At 70.9% G+C, this 22,826-nt stretch carries 23 protein-coding genes; 13 read left to right on the top strand and 10 right to left on the bottom strand.

All coding sequences use genetic code 11. From position 1 onward, the window contains the following. Positions 1-171 precede the first annotated feature (171 nt). Positions 172-1,032 (bottom strand): AraC family transcriptional regulator, encoded by an 861-nt coding sequence (locus Q0C12_RS10570; protein ID WP_290890034.1) that lies wholly within the window; start codon positions 1,030-1,032, stop codon positions 172-174. Between the two features lie 105 nt (positions 1,033-1,137). On the opposite strand from Q0C12_RS10570, the gene Q0C12_RS10565 reads away from it, so the two are divergent. From Q0C12_RS10565 to Q0C12_RS10555, 3 genes are all read left to right on the top strand, one after another. Then, entirely contained in the window at positions 1,138-1,683 is a 546-nt protein-coding gene (locus Q0C12_RS10565; RefSeq protein WP_290890031.1) for a peroxidase-related enzyme, read from the top strand. Between the two features lie 85 nt (positions 1,684-1,768). Continuing rightward, positions 1,769-1,963 carry a type II toxin-antitoxin system HicA family toxin gene (locus Q0C12_RS10560; protein WP_290890028.1) on the top strand — a complete coding sequence of 65 codons (195 nt, stop codon included), beginning with the start codon at positions 1,769-1,771 and terminating at the stop codon, positions 1,961-1,963. Positions 1,964-1,968: 5 nt separating this feature from the next. Then, positions 1,969-2,181, top strand: a complete 213-nt coding sequence (locus Q0C12_RS10555) for a type II toxin-antitoxin system HicB family antitoxin (RefSeq protein WP_290890025.1) — start codon at positions 1,969-1,971, stop codon at positions 2,179-2,181. Here Q0C12_RS10555 and Q0C12_RS10550 read toward each other — a convergent pair. After that, positions 2,178-2,546: a hypothetical protein gene (locus Q0C12_RS10550; protein ID WP_290890022.1), complete on the bottom strand. Its 369-nt coding sequence runs from the start codon at positions 2,544-2,546 to the stop codon at positions 2,178-2,180. The genes Q0C12_RS10555 and Q0C12_RS10550 overlap by 4 nt on opposite strands. Positions 2,547-2,692: 146 nt before the next feature. Between Q0C12_RS10550 and Q0C12_RS10545 the strand changes: the two genes are divergently transcribed. From Q0C12_RS10545 to Q0C12_RS10520, 6 genes are all read left to right on the top strand, one after another. Next, positions 2,693-3,814 (top strand): hypothetical protein, encoded by a 1,122-nt coding sequence (locus tag Q0C12_RS10545; protein ID WP_290890019.1) that lies wholly within the window; start codon positions 2,693-2,695, stop codon positions 3,812-3,814. Between the two features lie 73 nt (positions 3,815-3,887). Then, on the top strand, positions 3,888-4,259 hold the full coding sequence (locus Q0C12_RS10540) for a VOC family protein (RefSeq protein ID WP_290890016.1): 372 nt from the start codon (positions 3,888-3,890) through the stop codon (positions 4,257-4,259). Between the two features lie 104 nt (positions 4,260-4,363). Beyond that, on the top strand, positions 4,364-5,422 hold the full coding sequence (locus tag Q0C12_RS10535) for an alpha/beta fold hydrolase (RefSeq protein WP_290890013.1): 1,059 nt from the start codon (positions 4,364-4,366) through the stop codon (positions 5,420-5,422). Positions 5,423-5,542: 120 nt separating this feature from the next. Beyond that, positions 5,543-6,370 carry a methanethiol S-methyltransferase gene (gene mddA, locus Q0C12_RS10530; RefSeq protein WP_290890010.1) on the top strand — a complete coding sequence of 276 codons (828 nt, stop codon included), beginning with the start codon at positions 5,543-5,545 and terminating at the stop codon, positions 6,368-6,370. Positions 6,371-6,455: 85 nt separating this feature from the next. Then, a complete protein-coding gene (locus Q0C12_RS10525; protein WP_290890007.1) occupies positions 6,456-6,737 on the top strand; it encodes a hypothetical protein in 282 nt (93 codons plus the stop codon). Further along, positions 6,734-7,402 carry a nitroreductase family protein gene (locus tag Q0C12_RS10520; protein WP_290890004.1) on the top strand — a complete coding sequence of 223 codons (669 nt, stop codon included), beginning with the start codon at positions 6,734-6,736 and terminating at the stop codon, positions 7,400-7,402. The genes Q0C12_RS10525 and Q0C12_RS10520 overlap by 4 nt, the downstream gene beginning before the upstream one ends. On the opposite strand, the gene Q0C12_RS10515 is transcribed toward Q0C12_RS10520, so the two are convergent. After that, positions 7,399-8,208 carry a transporter gene (locus Q0C12_RS10515; protein WP_290890002.1) on the bottom strand — a complete coding sequence of 270 codons (810 nt, stop codon included), beginning with the start codon at positions 8,206-8,208 and terminating at the stop codon, positions 7,399-7,401. The two genes, Q0C12_RS10520 and Q0C12_RS10515, sit on opposite strands and share 4 nt — an antisense overlap. A 194-nt stretch (positions 8,209-8,402) precedes the next feature. Here Q0C12_RS10515 and Q0C12_RS10510 point away from each other — a divergent pair, with 194 nt between their 5' ends. Together Q0C12_RS10510 and Q0C12_RS10505 are read left to right on the top strand one after the other, a co-directional pair. Beyond that, positions 8,403-10,430: an amidohydrolase family protein gene (locus Q0C12_RS10510; RefSeq protein WP_290889999.1), complete on the top strand. Its 2,028-nt coding sequence runs from the start codon at positions 8,403-8,405 to the stop codon at positions 10,428-10,430. Positions 10,431-10,437: 7 nt separating this feature from the next. After that, a complete protein-coding gene (locus tag Q0C12_RS10505; protein WP_290889996.1) occupies positions 10,438-11,877 on the top strand; it encodes a YdiU family protein in 1,440 nt (479 codons plus the stop codon). Position 11,878: 1 nt separating this feature from the next. On the opposite strand, the gene Q0C12_RS10500 is transcribed toward Q0C12_RS10505, so the two are convergent. The 5 genes from Q0C12_RS10500 to Q0C12_RS10480 form a co-directional block, all read right to left on the bottom strand. Next, positions 11,879-14,980, bottom strand: coding sequence for an efflux RND transporter permease subunit (locus Q0C12_RS10500; protein WP_290889993.1), 3,102 nt, complete (start codon positions 14,978-14,980; stop codon positions 11,879-11,881). A 3-nt stretch (positions 14,981-14,983) separates the two neighbouring features. Continuing rightward, positions 14,984-16,042 carry an efflux RND transporter periplasmic adaptor subunit gene (locus Q0C12_RS10495; RefSeq protein ID WP_290889990.1) on the bottom strand — a complete coding sequence of 353 codons (1,059 nt, stop codon included), beginning with the start codon at positions 16,040-16,042 and terminating at the stop codon, positions 14,984-14,986. Positions 16,043-16,106: 64 nt separating this feature from the next. Further along, the gene (locus tag Q0C12_RS10490) at positions 16,107-16,811 is read right to left on the bottom strand and encodes a hypothetical protein (RefSeq protein WP_290889987.1); all 705 of its coding nucleotides are present in this window, start codon (positions 16,809-16,811) and stop codon (positions 16,107-16,109) included. A 70-nt stretch (positions 16,812-16,881) separates the two neighbouring features. Continuing rightward, the gene (locus tag Q0C12_RS10485) at positions 16,882-17,643 is read right to left on the bottom strand and encodes an ABC transporter permease (RefSeq protein WP_290889984.1); all 762 of its coding nucleotides are present in this window, start codon (positions 17,641-17,643) and stop codon (positions 16,882-16,884) included. Next, positions 17,640-18,581: an ABC transporter ATP-binding protein gene (locus Q0C12_RS10480; RefSeq protein ID WP_290889981.1), complete on the bottom strand. Its 942-nt coding sequence runs from the start codon at positions 18,579-18,581 to the stop codon at positions 17,640-17,642. The genes Q0C12_RS10485 and Q0C12_RS10480 overlap by 4 nt, the downstream gene beginning before the upstream one ends. A 129-nt stretch (positions 18,582-18,710) precedes the next feature. Here Q0C12_RS10480 and Q0C12_RS10475 point away from each other — a divergent pair, with 129 nt between their 5' ends. Next, positions 18,711-19,832: a D-2-hydroxyacid dehydrogenase gene (locus Q0C12_RS10475; protein ID WP_290889979.1), complete on the top strand. Its 1,122-nt coding sequence runs from the start codon at positions 18,711-18,713 to the stop codon at positions 19,830-19,832. On the opposite strand, the gene Q0C12_RS10470 is transcribed toward Q0C12_RS10475, so the two are convergent. Further along, positions 19,826-20,455: a hypothetical protein gene (locus Q0C12_RS10470; RefSeq protein WP_290889976.1), complete on the bottom strand. Its 630-nt coding sequence runs from the start codon at positions 20,453-20,455 to the stop codon at positions 19,826-19,828. The two genes, Q0C12_RS10475 and Q0C12_RS10470, sit on opposite strands and share 7 nt — an antisense overlap. A gap of 10 nt (positions 20,456-20,465) precedes the next feature. After that, positions 20,466-21,416, bottom strand: coding sequence for a hypothetical protein (locus Q0C12_RS10465; protein WP_290889973.1), 951 nt, complete (start codon positions 21,414-21,416; stop codon positions 20,466-20,468). Between the two features lie 227 nt (positions 21,417-21,643). On the opposite strand from Q0C12_RS10465, the gene Q0C12_RS10460 reads away from it, so the two are divergent. After that, positions 21,644-22,826, top strand: a 1,183-nt coding sequence (locus Q0C12_RS10460) for a hypothetical protein (protein WP_290889971.1), incomplete at its 3' end; no start/stop codon positions are given.

Raw genomic sequence — 22,826 nt, 5'->3', positions numbered from 1 at the left:
GCCGACGTATTCGGCTACCTCGAGCGGTCCCACAACCCGAGAATGCGTCGTAGAGTTGCCCGGCGCGATCGGGAGTTTCAGACCTTAACCAAACCGTCCGTGGAAACGGGGTAGAACCCCGCTTCGGGTCGTAATCGGGCGAATCGTCCGTATGTATGGTCTGCGCTGACATCATTCGCCCGGCCGTAGTTCTTGGGTCAATCGCCATGCCCTCGGTGAGACACCACACACTGCACTGAACGAACGCGACAGCGCCGCAGCACTCCCGTACCCCACCTGTTGCGCGATTCGTTCCAGGCCCTCGCCCCGCAACAACCCCTGCTGCGCCAACGTAATCCGATACTGCGCCAGGTAAGCCGCAGGCGTCTCGCCGACCACCTGAGAAAAAACCTCAGCGAACCGACTGCGCGACATCCCGGCGCGCGAGGCCAGCGTCTCCAGCGTCCACGCCGTAGCGGGATCGTCGTGCATCGCCACCAGCGCCTTCGCCAGCTGCGGATGCCCCAGCCCCGCCAGCGGGCCTTCGGTGAGTTGCCCGCTGTCGAGCAAATGGCGCAACAACAGCACGACCACCGCGTCGAACAGGCGGTCCACCACGATCTGCCGGCCGCAGCGCTGCGCGAACGCTTCGTCGAACAGCAGCTCGAGCACCGGCGCGGCGCCGGGCAGGGCAGCCAGCGGCAGGCCGACAAAGCGGGGCAGGGCGCGGGCGATCGGGTGGGGGACGCCGCCGCCCACGCTGGCCGACACCGCGCCGCCGAAGGCGAGGTTGGCGCAGGCCATGTCGGCGCCCACGGTGGCGTCGCTGACGAAGCGGTGCGCCAGGGGGCGCGGGTAGAACAGCAGGCTGGGTTCGGTGATGGGCACTACTTCGCCGGCGTGGTGTACCTCTAGCGGGCCGCGCCGCACCAGGTGCAATTGCCCCATTCCGTTGTCGGCGAAATCGTTGATGCCGCACAGCGGCCCGCTGTGGAAGAGGCGGGCGCTGACCGAAAAGCGGCTCAGCAGGCCCTGCAGGCGGTCGACGGCCATTTCGGACGCTCCATCAATTAATCGGGACGATTCGTCACCAAGAAGCCGAGCCTAGGCCCGATCCTGTGTTGGCGCAATCGGCGCTACCCCATCAGGAGTCACCCCATGTCCCGCGTCCCTCTGCACACCGCCGCCACCGCCCCCGCCGCCAGCCAGCCGCTGCTGGCCCAGGTGCAGGGGGCGTTCGGCGCCACCCCGAACATGTTCCGCGCCGTGGCCAACTCGCCCGCCGCCCTGCAGCAGATGTGGTCCGCCTTCGGCGCGCTCGGCGGCGGCACGCTGCCGGCCAAGCTGGGCGAGCAGGTCGCGGTGGCCATCGCCAACCGCAACGGCTGCGAGTACTGCTTGGCCGCGCACACCGCGCTCGGCCGCAAGGCCGGTGCCAGCGCCGAGGCGATGGCCGCCGCCCAGTCCGGCCACAGCGATGACCCGCAGACCGCCGCCGCGCTCGCCTTCGCGCTGAAGGTGGTCGAACACCGCGCCAACGTCGGCGCCGACGACGTGCAGGCCCTGCGCAACGCCGGGTTCGACGACGAAGGCATTGTCGAGCTGCTGGCGCACATCGCGCTCAACCTGTTCACCAACTACGTCAACGTGGCGCTGGACGTGCCGGTGGATTTCCCGAAGGTGGCGCTGCTGCGCGCGGCGTGATGGCTGACCCACGCTCGCGCTGAATCCTGATTCCGGCATGGTTTGCCACGAATGAAGGTAGGGCGGTTCCGTGTGGAGCCGCCCCATGCCACCAAAGATTCGCGACATTCTCGAGTTGCTCAAGAGAGACGGCTGGGTTCAGGTCAGCCAGAAAGGCAGCCATCGCCAGTTCCGCCATCCGAGCAAGCCCGGGCGTGTAACCGTCAATGGCCACCGGAGCGACGACTTGCTACACGATTTGCACAAGAGCATCCTTCGCCAGGCAGGACTCCGGAAATGAACCCCATGCGATACGCCATCGTCATCGAGCAGTCCGAGAACAACTTTGGTGCCTGGGTGCCTGATCTGCCCGGCTGCGTCGCCACCGGCAAGTCGGTGGAAGTCGTCCAGAGGCGGATTCGCGAAGCGATTGCGCTTCACTTGGCGGGCATGCGCGAGGATGGCGACTCCATTCCGTCGCCGACGGTCCGGGTCGAGTACGTCGACGTAGCCGCTTAACGCGTTCGGCGGCTACCGCCCAGCCACGCGGCGGCGCCCGCGACCACCGGCAGCCCGATCAGCACGGCCGCGATAAACCACGCTGGGAAATCGGATCCCATGTTCCAGGCGGCCCAGGCGGCTGCCCCGATCCAAAAGCCGGCCAGGCCGACCGCCAGTCCGCGCGGCCAATGCGGCGACCAGCGTGCAGGCAGCCAGACGGTCACGAACGCCGACAGCAACAGCCAGCCCAGGTCCCAGGCCAGCCGCACCGCGCCGCCGGACGGCAGGCCGAGCGCGCCGGCCACGGCGCCGCCGAGCAGATTGAGCACCGGCACGCAGGCCAGGGCGGCCACTACGATCAGCAGGGTCTTGAGAAGCCGCATGTCCCGAGCGTATCGGGGGCGCATGGCGTCCGCAATTTCCAGGGCGGGCCGATGTCCTCTGCCCGCTCCCGCGGAGAACGGCACGACGGCTTCGCCGGTCGGGTGAAAGCTGGCACACTCCGGCGAAACCGAACCGGAGCCCATGCATGCGCTTGCTATCCCTTGGCTTGCTCCTGGCCCTGGCCGCCTGCGCCTCGTCCCCGCCGCCCGAGCCCGCGGTGGCCGCGCCGGCGTCGAAGCCCGCCATCGTGCAGCCCAGCGAGCACACCGGCACGATTGCTGGTGCGCCGTGGCGGCTCGATGTGCCCGAGCAGTGGAATGGCGAGCTGGTGGTCTATTTCCACGGCTACGCCCCGCAGGAGCAGCCCATCCCCGAAGTGATGCCGCGCAACGGCTACGAGGACTGGCTGCTGGCGCAGGGCTTCGCGATCGCACAGTCCGATTACTCCGCCCGCGGCTGGTCGGTGGCCGAAGCGCTGGCCGACAGTGAGGCCATGCGCAAGCACGTGGCGGGCCTGCTCGGCCAGCCCTGGCGCACCTGGGCCATGGGCCACTCGATGGGCGCGCACATCGTGCTGGGCACGCTGGAAACGCATGGCGCGGCCTACGACGGCGGCCTGGCGCTGTGCGGCGCCAACGCGCCGGCCGAGGAACTCTTCAGTGGTCCGGTGCTGGGCGCACTGGCGGTGTTCGCGCACCGGCATCCGGGCGTGCTGTCGCCCGGCGGCCTGTTTGATGCGGGCACGCCGCGCTGGCCCGATGCGCAGAAGATCGAAGCGGCGCTGGTCGCCGATGAAGCCTTTGCCGCGCGCTTCGGCCAGGCCTTCGGCATCCCGCGCGAGGGCATGGCCGGCGGCCTGATGCTGCGCTTCGCCGTGCTGAACGAATTGGCCGAGCGTGCCGGCGGCGTGCCGGTGGACAACACGAAGGTGACCTACAGCGGCTTCGGCGACGACGCGGCGGTGAACGCCGGCGTGCGCCGCTACGCCGGCGACCCGGCGGCCGTCGCCTATGCCAACGCGCGCCTGCGCCTGACCGGCGCGACCGCGCGGCCGGTGGTGCTGATGGCCAATGAAACCGACGAAATAATTCCTTCGAAGACGTCCTCGCGCTACCTCAACCTCGCGCGTAACGCGGGTCGCGGCGAGCAGGTCTTCGAACTCCCGCCCGTGGGCAACGGCCACTGCCGCTTCGGGCCGGAGGCCGAGTCCGCAGCGCTGGCCAAGCTGCGCGCGTGGGTCATCGACGGCACGCACCCGGGAAAATAAATGGTGGGGTCAGGAACTTAACCTGACCCCGTTCCTGGCAACGATGGCCGCGTGGCGGCCCTGGAGGACGGCAATGAACCTCGGCAATTTCTCGGTCAGCCTTGCGGTCAAGGACATCCACGCTTCGCGCAAGTTCTACGAGGCCCTGGGCTTCACCGCTTTCCACGACCAGTCCCAGCACGGCTGGATGATCCTGAAGAACGGCGACACCGTGATCGGCCTGTTCCAGGGCATGTTCGAGAAGAACATGCTCTGCTTCAACCCGGGCTGGGACAACAACGGCCAGGACATCGACCCCTTCACCGACGTGCGCGAACTTCAGCGCCAGCTCAAGGCCCGCGGCATCACGCCGGTGAAGGAAGTGGATGAATCCACCACCGGGCGCGGCCACTGCATCGTGGTCGATCCCGACGGCAATCCGATCCTGCTCGACCAGCACCGCTAGGCGGCGGCACAGTCGGCCCTACCCTGGTCGGCCATCGCGCCCCGAGGCCGGGGTCGCCGGCTTCTGGCGTTACCCTTCGCTGACCCACCCTGCCGTCCTGCCCGATGCGCCATCCCATCCACCTCGTGCGAACCCCGAACGGTGTCCACCTGGCCTGGACGCGCGCTGGTCGTGGTCCGGCGATGGTGAAGGCCGCGAACTGGATGACGCACCTCCGCGATGACGTGGAAAGCCCGGTCTGGCGGCACTGGCTGCGGTTCTTCACCGACCACTTCGACTTGCTTCGCTTCGATGAGCGCGGCTGCGGGCTGTCCGACCGCGACGTGGCCGACGTGGAGGAATCGCACTGGTTGTCCGACCTGGAGGCCGTGATCGAAGCCGCGAAGCCGCGACCGCCGCTCACGCTGCTGGGTATTTCCCAAGGCGGCGCCGCGGCGATTCGTTACGCCATCAAGCATCCTGATCGCGTGTCGGGATTGGTCTTGTACGGAAGCTACGCGCGCGGCTGGGCGAGGCGCGGCGATCGCGATGCCCAGCACTACCGCGCCGTGTCGGAAATGGTTCGCCTGGGCTGGGGCAGCGACAACCCGGTCTTCCGACAGGCGTTCACGGCGCGTTTCCTGCCGGGGGGCACGCACGAGCAGCTCGACTGGTACAGCGAGCTGTGTCGCAAGACCTGCTCGCCGGAAATGGCCGTGAAGCTGCTGTCGGTCCGCGCCTTCACCGACATTAGCGAGCTGCTGCCCCAAGTGAGGGTGCCGACGCTGGTCATCCACGCGCGGAACGACGAAGTGGTTCCCTTCGACGAAGGCAGACGCCTGGCCGCACAGATCCCCGACGCCGAGTTCGTGGAACTCGAGTCGCGCAACCACGTTTTGCTGGAGCACGAGCCGGCGTGGGGGATGTTCCAGCGGGCCGTGCTGGACTTCGCGGGCATCCTTCCCGGCGAACGCCCCGCCCCCGGCGAGGCCGGGCTCAGCCGGCGCGAGCGCGAGCTGCTGCGCCTGCTTTGCACGGGGCTGGGCAATGCCGAGATCGGCCGCAGGCTTTCGATCAGCGAAAAGACTGTCCGTAACCACCTCTCCAACCTCTACCGGAAGTTGGGCGTCGGTAGCCGCGCGCAGGCCATAGTGCGTGGGTCAGCGGCGGATGGCGGGCCCTGACAACCGGGACAAATGTCCCGGGGCGCTGCTCGGCCGGCCGCTGATCCGGGTCAGCCGCCCCATGGTCGGCGCGCGATGGTCGCAGTAGCTTGGGGGTCACCGCTCCCCGGGATCCTCGCCATGAAACGAAGCGCCATCCTGCTGTTCGGTCTGTTGAGCTACGGGGTCTTCTTCGCCACGTTCCTCTACCTGATCGCTTTCACCGGCAACCTGCAGGCCACCGCGCTTGCGGACTGGCTGCCCGGGCTTCCGGCGCTGGTGCCGCACTCGGTGGACCTCGGGGGTCAATCCAGCCCCGTCGTCGTCGCGGTGTTGGTCAACCTTGGCCTGGTGCTGGCGTTTGGCCTGCAGCACAGCGTGATGGCGAGGTCCGGCTTCAAGGCCTGGCTGAAACAGCACCTGCCGGCTCCGGCCGAGCGCAGTGTGTACGTGCTGATGGCGAGCCTGATGCTGATGCTGTTGTTCTGGCAGTGGCGGCCGTTGCCGGAGCTGCTGTGGTCGGCCGAGACGCCGCTGGGGCAGGGCGTCGGCTGGGCGGTCTTCGCGGGCGGGTTCGGGCTGGTGCTGTTGTCGACCTTCCTGATCGACCATTTCGACCTGTTTGGGCTGCGCCAGGTCTGGCAGCAGTTCGTGGGTCGCGCCGACCGCGAACATCAGTTCGTAACGCCCCTCTTTTACCGCCTCGTGCGCCACCCGCTGTACCTCGGTTTCATCCTCGCGCTGTGGGGTGGGCCCACGATGACGGTGGGTCATGCGCTGTTCGCGGGGGCGTTGACCGCTTACATCCTGGTCGCCATCCGCTTCGAGGAGCGCGACCTCGCGCGCCAGCTGGGGGATCGCTACCTGGCTTACCGCCAGCGCGTGCCGATGCTGGTGCCTTTCCTCGCTGCGCCCTTCCGCGATGAGCGCGCCGACGGTCCCGCCGGCCCGAGACCGTCGCCCCGCTGATACGCCGGTCCATGGAAGCTCGCCGGACGACACGCGCTGGCATACTGGCGCCGATTCCAAACCGGGAGCGGGACAGGTGCGGGCGATGACGGCGCAGATCGAATCGATCGAGCGCGTGGCGGTCACGGAACCCCATCGCCGCGCGGTGCGCGAACGGTCGGCCGGCATCGCGCACGTCGATCACGGTTCGCCCGGCGGCTTGCTGGGCTTCGACTTCCACCGGGGTCCGGACGGCCCGTGGCTGTTCGAGATCAACACCCATCCCGGCGGCGTGCCGCGCAGTGGCCGGGGCGGGGCCGCCGGATTGCCAGTCCGGCGCGCGGCGACTTACAAAGGGCCTATGCGCACGCCCCCCGGATCGCCATGACCGACGCCCAGACCCGACCGCTACCGCCGCCCCCGGCCTACGACGACGCCGAGCGACTGGCGCGCGCGCAGGCCTTCGCCGACACGATGTCCCGTCGCCGCACCGTACGCGACTTCGCGCCGACGCCGGTGCCGCGCGAAGTGATCGAAGCCTGCCTGCGCGCCGCGGGCAGCGCGCCCAGCGGTGCGAACCAGCAGCCGTGGTCGTTCGTGGCCGTGTCGGACCCGGCGCTGAAGCAGCGCATCCGCCTCGCCGCCGAGGCCGAAGAGCGCGAGTTCTACGAACGGCGCGCGCCCGGGGAATGGCTCGACGCGCTGGCGCCGCTGGGCACCGACGCGCAGAAGCCTTTCCTCGAGATCGCGCCCTGGCTGATCGCCGTCTTCTACGAGCGCACCGGCCCGGAGATCGATGGCCACAAGGCCAAGCGCTACTACCCGCACGAATCCACCGGCATCGCCTGCGGGATGCTGATCGCCGCGCTGCACCAGGCGGGCCTGGCCACGCTCACGCATACGCCCAGCCCGATGGCCTTCCTCAACGAACTGCTCGAGCGCCCGCGCAACGAGGTGCCCTACCTGCTGCTCGTGGTCGGGCACCCGGCGCCGGGCTGCCGGGTGCCCGACATCCAGCGCAAGCCGCTGGAGGCTTTCGCGTGGTTCCGCTAGAAGGTCCAGCCGTAGCTCACGCCGCTGCCCCAGTTGGGGCTGCCGTCGCCGATGCCCGCCGAAACGTAAACCTGGAACGGATTACCGCGGCGGGTGTCGAGCTGGTAGTAGCCGGTCACTTCGCGGCGGTCGTCGAAGCCGGTGGCGGCGGATTCGCGGAAGTCGTAGGCCAGGCCGAGCTGGCCCGGACCGGCTTGCCAGCCCGCGCCGACGTTGAACCCGAGTACGTCCCGGGCATCGATGAAGTCCGAGTTGCCCAGCCGCGTGTAGTTCACGCCGCCGAACACGGTGGTGGCGCCGAGCTCGCCGGCCAGGTCGAGCGCGACGCCGTAGTCGTTGGCGCCGGTGCCCAGGCCCTTGTCCTCGTCCGCCGTGGCGACCTTGGCGGTCGCGCTGAGCTCGGCCCGCACCGGGCCGCTGGCCGCCAGCGCGTAGCCGACGCGCAGGCCCAGGTCGCCGACGCCGGACGCGCTGCCGCCGGTGCGGCCGACGTCGCCTTCCTCCGGATCCAGCGGCAGGCCGATGCGGCCGCGCCCCAGCGGATTGAGGTTGAGGACCGGTCCGGTGCCCGGCAGCACATTCGGATCGCCCGAGACGCGCGTCCAGGGCAGGCTGGCGCGGAAACGCCAGCGGTCGGTGTCGTAGCTGGCGGTCACCGGCACGGTGGTGATCTCGGTGTCGCGATCGGTTCCGTAATCGCCGCGGCTGTGGTGGACGCCAGCCGACAGCGTGAATGCGTCCTCGGCGAGCGCCTGTCCGGCGGTCAGTAGCAGGGCGAGCCCGCTGGCAAGGGCTGTGGATTTCATGGGCACCTCCTTCTGCTGGGCGATCTTGGGGATCGCCGGCCGCGGCCAATCCGCGGTCTCCTGACCCAGACTTACGAGCGAAGGGGGCGGTTTATTCCCTGGCCGCTTCGTTTCTTCGCGCCGCGCGCCCGGCTTGAACCGCCGCCCCGCATGACCGACAGTGGCGGCCTCCCCGGGGAAACAGGAAGCACGCCATGCGCTGGACCGTCGCCGTCGCCGCCCTTTGCCTGCTGTCGAATGCGGCCCTCGCCGCCGGCCAGGCCGAGCACTACACCGTGATCACCGGCGGCAACACCGTCGGCCACCTGGTCGCCACCCGCGAGGGCGATCGCGTTGCGATCGACTACGACGTCAAGAACAACGGCCGCGGCCCCACCATCACCGAGCAGCTCACGCTGGGCGCCGACGGCCTGCCCGTGGCCTGGACGATCACCGGCAGCACCACCTTCGGCAGCAAAGTGGACGAGTCGTTCGCGCTCGCGGACGGCCAGGCCGCCTGGAAGGACGCCGTGGGCCCGGGCCGGCAGGCGCTGTCGGCGCCGGCGCTCTACATCGGCCAGTCGGCCAGCCCCTGGTCGCTGGGCCTGTACGCGCGCGTGCTGCTAGACGACGCCGACCGCCGCATCGCGGCCCTGCCCGCCGGCGAAGTGAGCCTCGACCCGGGCGAGCCGCTGCAGGTGGGCGCCGGCAAGGACCGCATCACCGTGCGCACCTACGCCGTGTCCGGCCTCGAGCTCAACCCCGAGTACGTGCTGCTGGACGAACGCGGCGGGATGTTCGCCGTCGTTTCGCCCGGCAACGTGGTGGTGCGCAAGGGCTACGAGGCCGAGGAAGCCCGCCTGCGCAAGCTGGCCGCCGACCTCGGCGAGGCCCGCCTGGTCGCGCTGCAGGCGCGCACCGCGCATCGCTACGGCGCGCCGGTCCGCTTCCACGACGTGCGCGTGTTCGACCCGGCCACGCTGGCGCTCTCCGACCGCGTCAGCGTGGTGGTGCACGGCCGCCACATCGCCGGCATCCAGCCGCTCGACGCCAAGCCTTCGCCGGGCGAAGTGCGCATCGACGGCGAGGGCGGCACCCTGGTCGCCGGCCTGCACGAAATGCATTCGCACACGAGCCAGGGCGGCGCCATCCTGAACATCGCCGCGGGCGTCACCACCGTGCGCGACATGGGCAACAACAACGCCGTGCTCGACGACCTGGTGGCCAGCATCGAATCCGGCCGCATCGCCGGCCCGCGCGTGCACCGCAGCGGCTTCATCGAGGGCCGCAGCCCGTTCAACTCCAACAACGGCTACCTGGTGTCCAGCGAGGCCGAGGCGCTGGAAGCGGTGCGCTTCTACGCGGCGCGCGGCTTCCACCAGGTCAAGCTCTACAACAGCATGAAGCCCGAGTGGTCCAAGGCCGCCGCGGCCGAGGCGCACCGGCTGGGCCTGCGCGTGGCCGGCCACGTGCCGGCGTTCTCCAACGCCGATGCCATGGTGGACGCGGGCTACGACGAGCTCACCCACATCAACCAGATCATGCTGGGCTGGGTGCTGGCGCCGGAGGAAGACACCCGCACCCTGCTGCGCCTGACCGCGCTCAAGCGCCTGGCCACGCTGGACCTGGATTCGGGCCCGGTGCAGAAGACGCTCGACAACATCGTCGCCAAGGGCGTCGCGGTCGAACCCACCATCGCCATCCACGAGAACCTGCTGCTCAACCAGGACGGCCAGGTGCCGGCGGGTTCGGTGGACGTGATCGACAACCTGCCGGTGGGCGTGCAGCGCGACAGCAAGCGCGCCTGGTCCGACATGTCGGCGCCCGGCGACGCCGAGGCCTACCGCCTGGCCTACGGCAAGATCATGGACACGCTGCGCCAGATGAAGGCCCGCGGCGTGCTGCTCGTGCCGGGCACCGACCTCGGCGGCTCGTTCAACTTCCACCGCGAGCTCGAGCTGTTCGGCCAGCTGGGCTACACGCCGGCCGAAGTGCTGAAGCTGGCCACCTGGGACATGGCGAAGTACCTCGGCCAGGACCAGTCCACCGGCTCGATCGCGCGCGGCAAGCTGGCGGATTTCTTCCTGGTGCCCGGCGACCCGACCCGCGACCTGCGCGAGATCAAGCGCATCCGCGCGGTGGTGAAGGACGGCGTCGTCTACTACCCGGCCGAGATCTACCCCGAGTTCGGCATCCGGCCGTTCGTGGACGCGCCCAAGGTGCGACTGCCCGCCAAGCCCTGATCTGGCCATGGATTTCCAGCACAGCTACGCCGCCCTGCCGCTGGCCTTCTGGTCGGCCGTTGAACCGACGCCGGTGGCTGCGCCGCGGCTGCTGGCCTGGAACACGGCGCTGGCCGATGCGCTCGGCCTCGACCCGGCCCTGGAGGCACGCGCCGCGGCGGTGTTCTCCGGCAATGCGCCGCCCGCGCAGGCGCGCCCGATCGCGATGGCCTACGCCGGCCACCAGTTCGGCAACTTCGTGCCGCAGTTGGGCGACGGCCGCGCGATCCTGCTGGGCGAAGTGACCGACCCGCGGGGCCGGCGCTTCGACGTGCAGCTCAAGGGCGCCGGCCCCACGCCCTACTCACGCAACGGGGACGGCCGCGCCGCGATCGGCCCGGTGCTGCGCGAGTTCCTGGTCAGCGAGGCGATGCACGCGCTGGGCGTGCCCACCACGCGTGCGCTCACGGCGGTGGCGACCGGCGAAGCGGTGTTCCGCGACGGTGCCCTGCCGGGCGCGGTGCTTACGCGCATCGCGGCCAGCCACGTGCGCGTGGGCACCTTCCAGTTCTTCGCCGCGCGCGAGGACCACGCCGCCGTGCGCACGCTGGTGGACTTCGTCATCGCGCGCCATTACCCCGCGCTGGCCGGCCACGCCAACCCGCCGCTGGCCCTGCTCGAAGCCGTGGTGCAGGCGCAGGCGAGGCTGGTGTCGGCCTGGCTGCAGGTCGGCTTCGTGCACGGCGTGATGAACACCGACAACATGGCCGTCTCCGGCGAGACCATCGACTACGGCCCCTGCGCCTTCCTTGATGAGTACCACCCGGCCAAGACCTTCAGTTCCATCGACCGCCGCGGCCGCTACGCCTACGGCAACCAGCCCGGCATCGCGCAGTGGAACCTGGCGCGCCTCGCCGAGTGCCTGCTGCCGCTGCTGCACGAAGACGGCGAGCAGGCGGTGGCGATGGCGCGCGCCGCGATCGAAGGTTTCGCGCCGGCGTATCGCGCGCACTGGCTCGCGGGGCAGCGGCGCAAGCTGGGGCTGGCGACGGAAGACGCGGGCGACGAGTCGCTGGCCCAGGACTTCCTCGAAGCGCTGCAGGCCGTGGAGGCCGACTACACGCTGTCCTACCGGGCGCTGTCGAACGCGGCGCGCGACGACGCTGCCGGGCTGCCGAAATCGCCCGGCATGGACGCGTGGCTGGCGCGCTGGCGCGAGCGGCTGGCGCGGGAGTCCGGCGATCCGGCCGCACGCATCGCCGCGATGGACGCGGCGAACCCCGCCGTCATCCCGCGCAACCATCTCGTCGAAGCGGCGCTGTCTTCCGCGGCCGAGGGCGACCTCGCACCCTTCAACGCCCTGCTCGCGGCGGTGCGGCGCCCGTTCGACGACGGCCCCGGGCAGGCGCCCTTCATGGCGCCGCCGGCGCTGGACGAGCGCGTCACCCGCACGTTCTGCGGCACCTGACTCAGCCGGCGCGCGCCTGCCGGCCCAGCACCGCCACCAGCAGGCAGGGCAGGAAGGTCAACGTGACCAGCGTCGAGAACGCCAGGCCGAACAGCACGATCGCGCCCAGCCCGCGGTAGAGCTCGGTGCCCGCGCCGGGAATCAGCACCAGCGGCGCCAGGCCGAACAGCGTGGTCGTGGTCGACATCAGGATCGGCCGCAGGCGCGACTGCACCGCGCCCGCCACCGCCTCCGCCGCCGAGGCCGCGCCCTCGGCCACGCGCTGGTAGGCCTCGTCCACGATCAGGATCGGGTTGTTGACCACGGTGCCCAGCAGCACCAGGAAGCCCAGCAGCGTGATCATGTCGAAGGGCTGGGCCACGAACAGGTTCAGCACGGCCAGCCCGATGATGCCGCCGGCGATGCCCAGCGGCACCGTGGCCAGCACGAACAGCGGCCGGCCCCAGTGCCGGAAGATCGCCACCAGCAGCAGGTAGCACAGCAGCAGGGCGATGGCGAAGTTGCCCGACACCGCCTCGCGCGTCGCCTCGAGCTGGTCGCTGGCCCCGCTGATCTCCACCGCCACTTCCGGCGGGATCTCGCCGGCGCGGCGCATGGGCTCGAGCAGCTCGTCGCGCACGCGCTGCACGCCGGTCTCGAGCGCGACGCCGCGCGGCGGAACGATGTTCAGCGTCACCGTGCGGCGGCCGTCCAGGCGGCGGATGGTGTCGGTGTCGGCGCTCTCCCGCAGGTCGGCCAGCGCCGACAGCGGCAGCACCGCGCCCGAGGGCGTGGCCACCGGCAGCTCCCTCAGCGCATCGAGCTGCTGGGTGCCGCTGCCGCCGAACAGGTAGATGTCGACCTTGTCGTCGCCCAGGATGATCTCATCCACGTAGGCGCCGTCGCTCAGCGCCGCCACCGCGAAGCCGAAGCCCGCGGCGTCGTAGCCCACCTCGGCCAGGCGCTCCCAGCGCGGGTGCAGTTCCACCAGCGGTTGGTCCAAGGTCAGGCTGGACGGGTCGGAGCCGATGCGCGCATCCGGGAACAGCTGCTCCGCGCGGGCGTAGGCGCGCCCGGCCACCGCGTACAGGTCGGTGAGCTCGACGCCGGAAATGTCGAGGTTGATGCTGCGCGAGCCGCCGTCGTTGCTGGAGATGATCGAGCCGCGCGAGGCGAAGGCGCGCATGCCGGGGTAGGCGAGGAAGCGCCGGTCGAGCGCGTCCATCGTCGCCTCGATGTTGGCCGGGTCCACCGGCTCGGCGATGATGCGCAGCCCGCCGGGGCTGGCCGACAGGTTGTAGTAGGCCAGCGGCGGCATGTCGGTGTCGCCGGCTTCGAACGCGGCCGGGTCGGCCTGCACGTGCGGGCCCAGCTCGGCCATCAGCTCGCGGGCGATACCCTCCATTTCGGCCAGGTTGTAGCCCGGCGGCGCGATCATGCGCGCGAAGGTCTTGGGCTCCTCGCCTTCGGGCAGGTACTCGGCCGGCGGCGTCAGCCACCACAGCGCGCCGCCGCAGAACAGCACCGTGCCCGCCAGCACCTGCACGCGCCGCCGCCCGGTGTCGCACAGCCATTCGACCCGCGCACCGATGCGGTCGAACAGCGCCTGCCCCGGCACCTGTGCCTGGTCCTGCAGGCCGAAGGCCAGGCGACCGGCCAACGCCGGCACGACCGTCACCGCCACCGCCAGCGAGGCCAGGATCGAGGCCGAGATCGCGATCGCGATGTCGGAATAAAGCTGGCCGGCTTCCTCGACGATGAACAGGATCGGCGCGAACACCATCACCGTCGTCAGCGTCGAGGCCAGCACCGCCGGCCACACCCGGCGCACGCCGGCGATGGCGGCTTCCATGCGGCCCAGGCCGCGGCGCCGCGCCTGGTCGATGCTTTCAAGCACGACGATGGTGTTGTCCACCGTCATGCCGATCGCGAACGCCACGCCGGCCAGCGAGATCACGTTCAGCGTGCGGCCCGCCACCAGCAGGCCGACGAAGGCGGCGATGGTGGAGATCGGGATGGCGATGACGCCGGTCAGCGTCTGCGGCCGCGAGCGCAGGAAGGCGAACATCACCAGCGTCGCCAGCAGCGCGCCCAGCGCGAGGTTGGTCCAGACGTTGGCGACCGAGTCTTCGACGTAGCGCGCGTCGTCGCTGCTCAGCACCAGCTCCAGTCCGAGCGGCGCCAGCAGGTCGCGGTTGATCCCGTCCACGGCCGGCAGCATGGCGCGCTTGATGGCGATCACGTTCGAGCCGGGCTCGCGCCGCACCGACAGGCTCAGCGCCGGCTTGCCGTTGTTGAAGCTCAGTTCCCGACGCTCGAAGTGGTCGAGCTGGACGCTGGCGATGTCGCGCACCCGCACCAGCGCGTCGCCGCGGCTGGCGACCACCAGGTCCTCCAGGGCCGCCACGTCGCGCACGCGGCCCACGGTGCGCAGCAGGTAGCGGCGCTTGCCGGCGTCGAGGTCGCCGCCGGAGGTGTCGCGGTTGCGTGCGCGCACGGCGTCGCGCACCTGCGCCAGGGTCAGGCCGCGCTCGGCCAGCCGCGACGGATCCACTTCGATGCGGACCTGCCGCTCGCTGCCGCCGCCCACCTGCACCAGCGCCACGCCTTCCACGCGCTCCATCCGCGGGCGCACGAAGTCCTCCACGTAGTCGCGCATCATGTCCAGGTCGAGTTCGATCGGACTGTCGGCGCGCGCACCGATGCGGAAGTACATGAAGGCGTTGTCGGAGAACGAACTGGTGGACAGGCTGGGCTGGTCCACGTTCTCCGGATAGTTCGAGACCTGGCTGAGCGCGTTCGAGGTGCGGATCAGCGCCTCGTTGATGTCCACGCCGAACGGGAACTCCAGCTCGATGCTGGCCGAGCCGGTGGAGGCGCTGGACACCATGCGGCGCAGGTTGGGCAGGGTGCGCAGGTACTGCTCCTGCTCTAGCAGGATCTCCTGCTCCACGTCCTGCGGCGTCGCGCCGGCCCAGCGGGTCTGCACGGTGATCGTGCGCACCTCCAGGTCGGGGATCATCTGCACCGGCACCCGCAGCGCCGCCGCCGTGCCCAGGATGCACAGCACGAGCACCGAGACGGCGATCAGGGTGCCGTGGCGCAGCAGCGTCTCGAAGCCCATGGCTTACTGCCCCTCGGGCCGGACCGGCTGGCCGTCGCGCAGGGCCTCGTTGCCGCGCACGACCACCCGCTCGCCGGCCTCCAGGCCCTCGGCGATCGCGACGAGGCTCCCGCGGTCGCGCAGCACCTTCACCGTGCGCTGGCGCGCGATCCAGCCGTCGCCTTCCTGCAGCGCGACGAACAGGCTGTAGCCGCCGTCGGGCTGGCGCAGCAGCGCGTCGCGCGGCACCGCCAGCGCCGGCTCGGTGGCCGGCAGCGAGACCCGCGCACGCGCCGAGGTGCCTGGCAGCAGGCGGCCGTCGGGATCGTCCACGCGCAGGCGCAGCAGGAAGGTGCGCGCGGTCGGGTCGGTCACCGGCACGCGCGCCTCGATGCGGGCGGGCAGGGCGACACCGTCGAGCGCGTCCGGCATCACTTCCACCTTGGCCTCGCCGGCCAGCGCCGCGTAGCGCTCCTGCGGCACCTGCACGTCCAGGCGCACGCGGTCGGTGGCCACCAGGTCGAGCACGTTGTCGCCACGCTGCACCCATTCGCCGGGCTCGGCGTGGCGCGCGGCGACGACGCCGGCGAAGGGCGCGGGGATGGCGTGGCGGTTGACCAGCTCCTGCTGCTCGCGTTCGGCCGCCCGGGCCGAGGCCAGCGCCGCCTGCGCCTGCTGCAGGCGCGCTTCCAGCGTGCCGACCTGGCTGCTGGGGATGAACTTGTCCGCGGCCAGCCGGCGGCCTTCCGCGAGCAGGCGCCCGGCTTCCGCCGCGCTGGCCGCCGCCTCGGCCGACTGGGCGCGGCTGCGCGCCAGCGCGTGCCTGGCGACCGCGTCGTCGAGCTGCACCAGCACCTGGCCCTGCTTGACCCGTGCGCCGGCATCGACTCGCGTCTCGCGCACCAGGCCATCCACGCGCGGCGACAGCGCCGCGGCGCGGTCGGCGGTCAGCGTGCCGGTGAGCTGGAACTGTTCACCGAAGGTGGCGGCCCCGGGCACCACGACGCGCACCGGCACGGCGGCGAAGGCAGGGGCCGAGCACAGCGTGGCCGCGAGCAGCAGCAGGATAGTGAGGCGAGCCATGGCGGTTCCCGGGCGCGAATCAGCCCCGAGGGTAGCAATGCCCGGGTTTCCGGCTGCGTGAAGGTCAGTCGCCCACGCGCTTGAACGTCTGCTGCACGCGGGCGTCGCAGGCCGGGTCGATCTCGCCGTTCTCGACCAGCGACATCGAGACCAGGACTTCGTCCTCGCTGCGCACCACCAGGTAGAGCCAGGCGTGTACCGCGCCCTCGACCGCAATCCCTTCGAACTGGTTTGGCCCGGTCTGGATCATCCCGGGGGTCACCGAGGGGATTTCGCCGAGGAATGGCCGGGGAAACCGCATCCGGTCGCGCATCGTCCCGGTGGCACCCTCGGCCAGCTGGCGGATCGGGGCGGCACAGCCGTCCATCGGGCTGGCCTCGGAGGTGACCTGCCACTCGCCCTCGCGCGGCTGGATGGCGCCTGGCAGGGGTGGCCGCGCCGCGCAGTTGGCGTGGAAGGTGACGCCGCCCTCGGCGCCGGTGGCGCCGAACTGCTGCACCAGGCCCTCCTTCGTGGCCCGGGCGACGCTTTCGCTGCGCCATTTGGCGGCGGCTTCGCGCCAGACCACCAGGCTGCCGCCATCGTGGTACTCGCGGACGACGCCGAGGTCGATCGCCTGTTTGTGCGTGTAGTTGGTGGGGCAGACGTCGCAGCCCTGGCCCGGTTGGCAATAGGCCACGGCCAACTTCTCGGCCGCGGGCGCCTGGGCCTGGGCCTGGGTCACGCCGCACAGCGCGGCCAGCAAGGCAATCGGCGTCGCGTGACGCATCCCCAACCCCCGGTTTCGATGATGCCTCCTTGTAAGCCAGCGGCCGCCGACTTGCAATCGGCGGCGCCGATCAGTTCTTGAGCCGCCACCCGGTGCGGAAAATCCACCACACCGCCAGCAGGCAGAGCGACAGGAAGCCGCAGATGGCGCCGAAGCTCACCACCACGTTCACGTCCGACTGCCCGAAGAAACTCCAGCGGAAGCCGCTGATCAGGTAGACCACCGGATTGAACAGGGCGACCTTCTGCCAGAACGGCGGCAGCATGTCGATCGAGTAGAAGGCACCGCCCAGGAAGGTCAGCGGCGTCATCACCATCAGCGGGATGATCTGCAGCTTCTGGAAATCGGTGGCCCACAGCCCGATGATGAAGCCGAACAGGCTGAAGCTCAGCGCGGTGAGCACGAGGAACAGCGCCATCGCCAGCGGATGGGCGATGTCGTAGTCCACGAAGAAGCGCGCCGTCACCAGGATCAGCAGGCCCAGCATCACCGACTTGGTGGCCGCCGCGCCCACGTAGCCCAGCACCGCCTCGCCCCAGCCCACCGGCGCCGACAGCACCTCGTAGATCGTGCCCGACCACTTGGGCATGTAGATGCCGAAGGCTGCGTTGCTGATCGACTCGTTCAGCAGCGACAGCATGATCAGGCCCGGGATGATGAAGGCGCCGTAGCTCACGCCGCCCACCTCGCCCATGCGCGCGCCGATGGCGGCGCCGAAGACGATGAAGTACAGCGAGGTGGTCAGCACCGGCGAGATGATCGACTCGCCCAGGGTGCGGAAGGTGCGCGCCATCTCGAAGCCGAAGATGGCCTTCACGGCATGCCAGTTCATGCGTTGCCCGCCTTGTTGCCGTTCGACACCAGGTTCACGAAGATCTCCTCGAGCGAACTCTCGCTTGAATGCAGGTCGCGGAAGTCGATGCCGTGGTCGGCCAGCTTGCGAAGCAGGGTGGCGATGCCGGTGCGTTCGCCCTGCACGTCGAAGGTGTAGGTGAGCGTGAGGCCGTCGGCCGACAGCTCCAGGGGCAAGCCCGCCAGCTCCGCGGGGATGGCCTCCAGCGGCTGCTGCAGCTGCAGCGCCAGCTGCTTCTTGCCCAGCTTGCGCATCAGCACGTGCTTGTCCTCCACCACCACCAGCTCGCCGTGGTTGATGACGCCGATGCGGTCGGCCATCTCCTCGGCCTCCTCGATGTAGTGCGTGGTGAGGATGATGGTGACGCCCTGGTCGCGCAGGCCGCGCACCAGCGCCCACATGTCGCGGCGCAGTTCGACGTCGACGCCGGCGGTGGGTTCGTCCAGGAACAGGATGCGCGGCTCGTGCGCCAGCGCCTTGGCGATCAGCACCCGCCGCTTCATGCCGCCCGAGAGCGCCATGATCTTGCTGTCCTTCTTGTCCCACAGGCTGAGCGAGCGCAGCACCTTCTCCAGGTGCGCATCGTCGCGCGGCTTGCCGAACAGGCCGCGGCTCAGGCGCACCGTGGCCCACACGGTCTCGAAGGCACCCGTACTCAGCTCCTGCGGCACCAGGCCGATCTTGGCGCGGGCCTGGCGGAACTCGCCGACGATGTCGTGGCCATCGGCCAGCACGCTGCCCCGGCTGGCGTTGACGATGCCGCAGATGATGCTGATCAGCGTGGTCTTGCCGGCGCCGTTGGGGCCGAGCAGGGCGAAGATCTCGCCGCGGTGGATGTCCAGGTCGACGGACTTGAGCGCGACGTGGCCCGAGGCATAGGTCTTGCCGATGCCGCGGATCGAAAGGATGGGGTCCATGCGCGTTCGCGGGGCCTTGATGGGCGGGCCGCCATCGTAGCGCGTAGCCCCGGATGGGGTCATCGCGATGCCGGGGGAGTACGCTGCTCCCAGCCGGCGGCCCGGCCGGAAAACCACCAGGGGAAATCCATGTCCACCCACGTCCCGTTCGCCGCTTGCCTTGTCCTGCTGACTTCGCTGCTGGGCAGCGCCACCCACGCCAGGCCCCCCGCGCCAGACCCGGCGGCCGTGGCGATGATCCAGGAGCTGGGCCTGCGCGAAGGCCCGGTCGCTTCGCGCGACCTGCCGGGCTGGTCCGCCGCGCCCCGCGTCCTGGTCCTGCGCGCCGACGCGGAACGCCTGGAGGCGCTGCGGCGCGCCGCGCCGGCCGCCGCCATCGTCGCCGCCAGCGACGACCCGACCGGCTTGGCCAAGCAGCTCGCCACTGCCACTGCGGTCTTCGGCGCCTGCGATCCGGCGCTGCTGGCGGCGCCGCGCCTGCACTGGTTCCAGTCCTATCCGGTGGGCGTCGAGCGCTGCGTCGCGGTGCCCGGCCTGGCCGAGCGCGGCCTGCTGTTGACCAACAGCCAGCGCACCAGCGGCCCGCCCATCGCCGAGCACGCCATCGCGATGATGATGTCGCTGGCCCGCGGCCTGCCGCAGTACGGGCGCTTCCAGCAGGCCGGCGAATGGAACCGGAGCGGCTTCGGCCGGGCGCGTGAGCTCAAGGGCCGCACCCTGCTGGTGGTCGGCCTGGGCGGCATCGGCACCGAAGTGGCCTGGCGCGGCCACGCCCTGGGCATGCGCGTGATCGCCACCCGCAACTCCAGCCGCGAGGGCCCGGACTACGTCGCCCGCGTCGGCCTGCCCGATGAGCTGCTGGCGCTGGCCGCCGAGGCCGACGTGGTGGTGAACGCCGCGCCGATCACGCCGGCCACCACGGGCATCTTCGATGCGCGCTTCTTCGCGGCGATGAAGCCCGGCGGCTACTTCATCAACATCGCCCGCGGCCGCAGCGTGGTGCAGGACGACCTGGTGGCGGCGCTGCGCAGCGGCCAGCTCGGCGGCGCCGGGCTGGACGTGACCGACCCCGAGCCGCTGCCGTCCGACCATCCGCTGTGGGCGATGGACAACGTGATCATCACCCCGCACATCGCCGGTGATTCCGACCGCGAGGACGCGCGGCTGTGGCTGCTGGTCACCGAAAACCTGCGCCGCTACGCCGCCGGCGAGCCGCTGCTGAACGTGGTGGACATCGCCCGCGGCTACTGAGCGCGCGCGCGGCGCGGGCGCGGCTTCGGCTGCGTCCGCGCCATCACCCCCAGCCCGACCAGCGCACCCAGCCCCGACATCAGCAGCACGTAGAGCAACAGCAGCACGAAGCTGTTGCCGCGCACCTCCCGTTCGTCCCAGCAGACCGGCAGGCGCGAGCCGTCCAGGCCCAGGCGCTGGATGCACTCGGCGTCACCACTGCCGGCGGGGCACGGGCAGCTGGCGCTGCGCTGCGCCGCCACCACGAAGCTGGCGGTCTCGCCGGTGGGGCCGACCTTCATCGCCACCACGGTCTGGTTGTGCTTCCACGCCAGCAGCAACAGCAGCAGGAACAGCGCCGCCACCAGCCCCACGAACGCGCGCGTGAGCTTGCGGCCGCTGAAGCGGTCGCGCGAGAAGAACTGCACGCTCACCGCCACCAGCGCCATCGCCAGCGAGGCCAGCGGCAGCGCGGTGTCCTGCAGCCCGCGCGGGAACAGCGACAGCAGCGCCTTGAAGCCCGGGATATCGAGGGTGCCGAGCAAGGGCGCCATCGACAGCGGCACCGTGACTGCCAGCGCCAGCAGCGCGGACAGCCAGCGCCGGGTGGCGGGCGGAGGAGCGGGCAGGACGGGTTCGTTCATCGCGGCGACCTCATTCGATGTTGCAGGGCAGGGGATCCTGCGGCGAGTCTTCCGGCACGAGCTGGCAGGTGAACAGGCCTTCGGCCCACACCAGGTTCAGGTCCTTGCCTTCGATGGTCTTGTAGCCGGCCTTGCGGACCGTGTAGTCGAAGAAGCCGCGGATGATCTCGCGCTGGGTGTCGGTGGTGAATGCCAGCGGTGCCGAGGCCAGGGCGCGCAGCTCGACGATGGCCTGCTCCGGGATCGAGCGCACGCGCAGCGTGATCGGCCAGGACTCCATGGACATCGTGTAGGCGACCTGCACCTCTTCCATGATCTCCAGCGTATCGGCCAGCGCCACGGTGCCGCGTGCATCCGCCAGGGCCGGAAGCTGCTCATCGGCGCGGCGGGCCAGGCCATCCAGGTAGGCCCGGGCCGGCGCGTGTCGGTCATCGTCGGGAAGCTCGGCGCGCGCCTGCTGCAGCCGCGCGTCCAGCGTCGATTTGAGTGCGTCGGCCGGCAGCCGCACTTCGCCGCGATCGCCGCGCACCGTGTCGACCTCGGCCAGCACCGATGGCGCGCCCAGGCCGTCGCTGGCGGCGGTGAAATCGACGATCTGTTTTTCCAGCGCCGCGGCCTCGGCGCCGCCGGGCCGCTCGCGCTGGCCCGGGCGAAGCTTGCGGTAGCCGTCGATGGCGCGGTCGTAGCCCGACATGCCTTCGCGGTACTGCGCGTCCGTGAGCGTGCCGATCCTGCGCTGGTGCAGCAGCACCCGGCGCTGCAGCTCGGCGTCGGTTCGGGCCGCCTCGAGGGCGATGCGCTGCGCTTCGATCGCGGCGGCGCCATCGGCATCCGCCACGCGAAGGTTGACGGGCAGGGGCAGCGTCTCGCGCACCACCAGGCGCGAAGACGCGGGCTGGGCGAACGCGGGCGCGGCAAGCAGCAGGGCAAGCAGGCCGGCGAGCGGCAGGACCGGGCGCATGGCAGGGCCTCCATCGGGAACCACCTCTGCCAACGCGATCACTGCTGGAAACAGGCCTTCCGGCGCCGCATGCGGGGTGTCGGCGGTTAGTGATCCTTACCTCGTCATGCGGCAACCGACTGATTCGGAAAGAACTTCAATTGCGGCACCTTGGCGGCTTGCGCCGGGCGTGGCCTGTGTCGGGGCCACGCCTCGTAACTCCGGGTACGACGGCGCAGGGGATGGGCATGCGGTTCGACTACTTCGGTACAGCGTTGGCCGCCCTGGATGACGTGCAGCAAGCGCGCTTCGTGCTGGTGGCGGGCGCCGTGCCGCGCGCGCTGCAGGCGCTGCTGGAGGGCCGTTCCGACGAGGCCGCGCTGGCCAAGGCCCTTGATCGCGCCGCCGCCGCGCTGGCGCTGGCGGTGGCGCTGCCGGGCGCGAAGCGCATCGCGGCGATGCTGGACTTGCCGCCGGTGCGCGCGCGCGTGCTGGCGGGGATTCCGGGCTGGTGGCAACGGCTGGTGGCCGCGGGCCCGCGCTCGGTGGCGGTCTCCGGCGCGGCGCGCAGCGTGTCGCCGGCGGCACTGGCCGCGCATCTCGCCGCGGTGCCGGGGGTTTCCGACGTCTGGTTCGAATTGGCGGCGCCCGGCGCCAGCCTGTGGGAATGGCCGCTGCGGATCGGCGTGCCGCGCGAGGACGCGGGGCTGCTGCTCATGCTCCAGGGCGCCCGCTACGGCGAGCTGTTCCGCGTCGAACCGGTGGGCGACGACGACCGCATCGTCGACCTGCTGGTCCGCCGCGGTGGCCTCGATGACGCCCTCGCCACGGTCCCGGGGGCCCGCACGGTCGCGGACGCCATGCTGCTTCTCGGGGGCGGTGGCGAGGATGCGGCCCGCGCGAAGGCCGGCATCGACGTGCTCGCGGCGCGCTACCACGCCGGTGCCGTCGGGCTTTGCACGGTTCCGGACGGCGAAGCGATGCCCTGGTTCCAGGCGCTGGTGCGCGAGCTCTCGCACAACCGCGGCCTGCCGGCCGCGCTGTTCAGCGCGCGCCTGGCCGAGGCGCGGCGCTACGAGGGCGGCGATCCCGCGGTCGGCGACCTCCCGGCGCCGGTGCTGTCGGGCGATCCGCGCTTCATCGCCGGCACCTTCATCGCCGATGCCGCCGGCCGGTTGGCCGCCCAGCTGCAGGCCGCGCCCAAGGAAGCGTCGGTGGCGCTCGACGGCGGCGTGCTGGGCAACCTCGGCCTGGACCCGAGCCTGGCGCGCGTGCGCCAGATCGGCCGCGCGCTGAAGTCGCAGCTGCCGGCGCTGGGCTGGACCAACGAGGGCGGCGATGCCCGCAGCCTGGTGCTGGTGCGTCGGGCGCTGGAGCGCGCGCTCGGGCGCATCGACACCGCCGCCCCGGTCGCGCCGCCGGCCTTGCGCG

The organism is Arenimonas sp., assembly GCF_022842045.1.
In the GTDB taxonomy this organism is placed as follows: Bacteria; Pseudomonadota; Gammaproteobacteria; order Xanthomonadales; family Xanthomonadaceae; genus Arenimonas.
The sequence above is the reverse complement of the archived record's forward strand: the minus strand, read 5'-3'. Positions and strand labels throughout refer to the sequence as shown.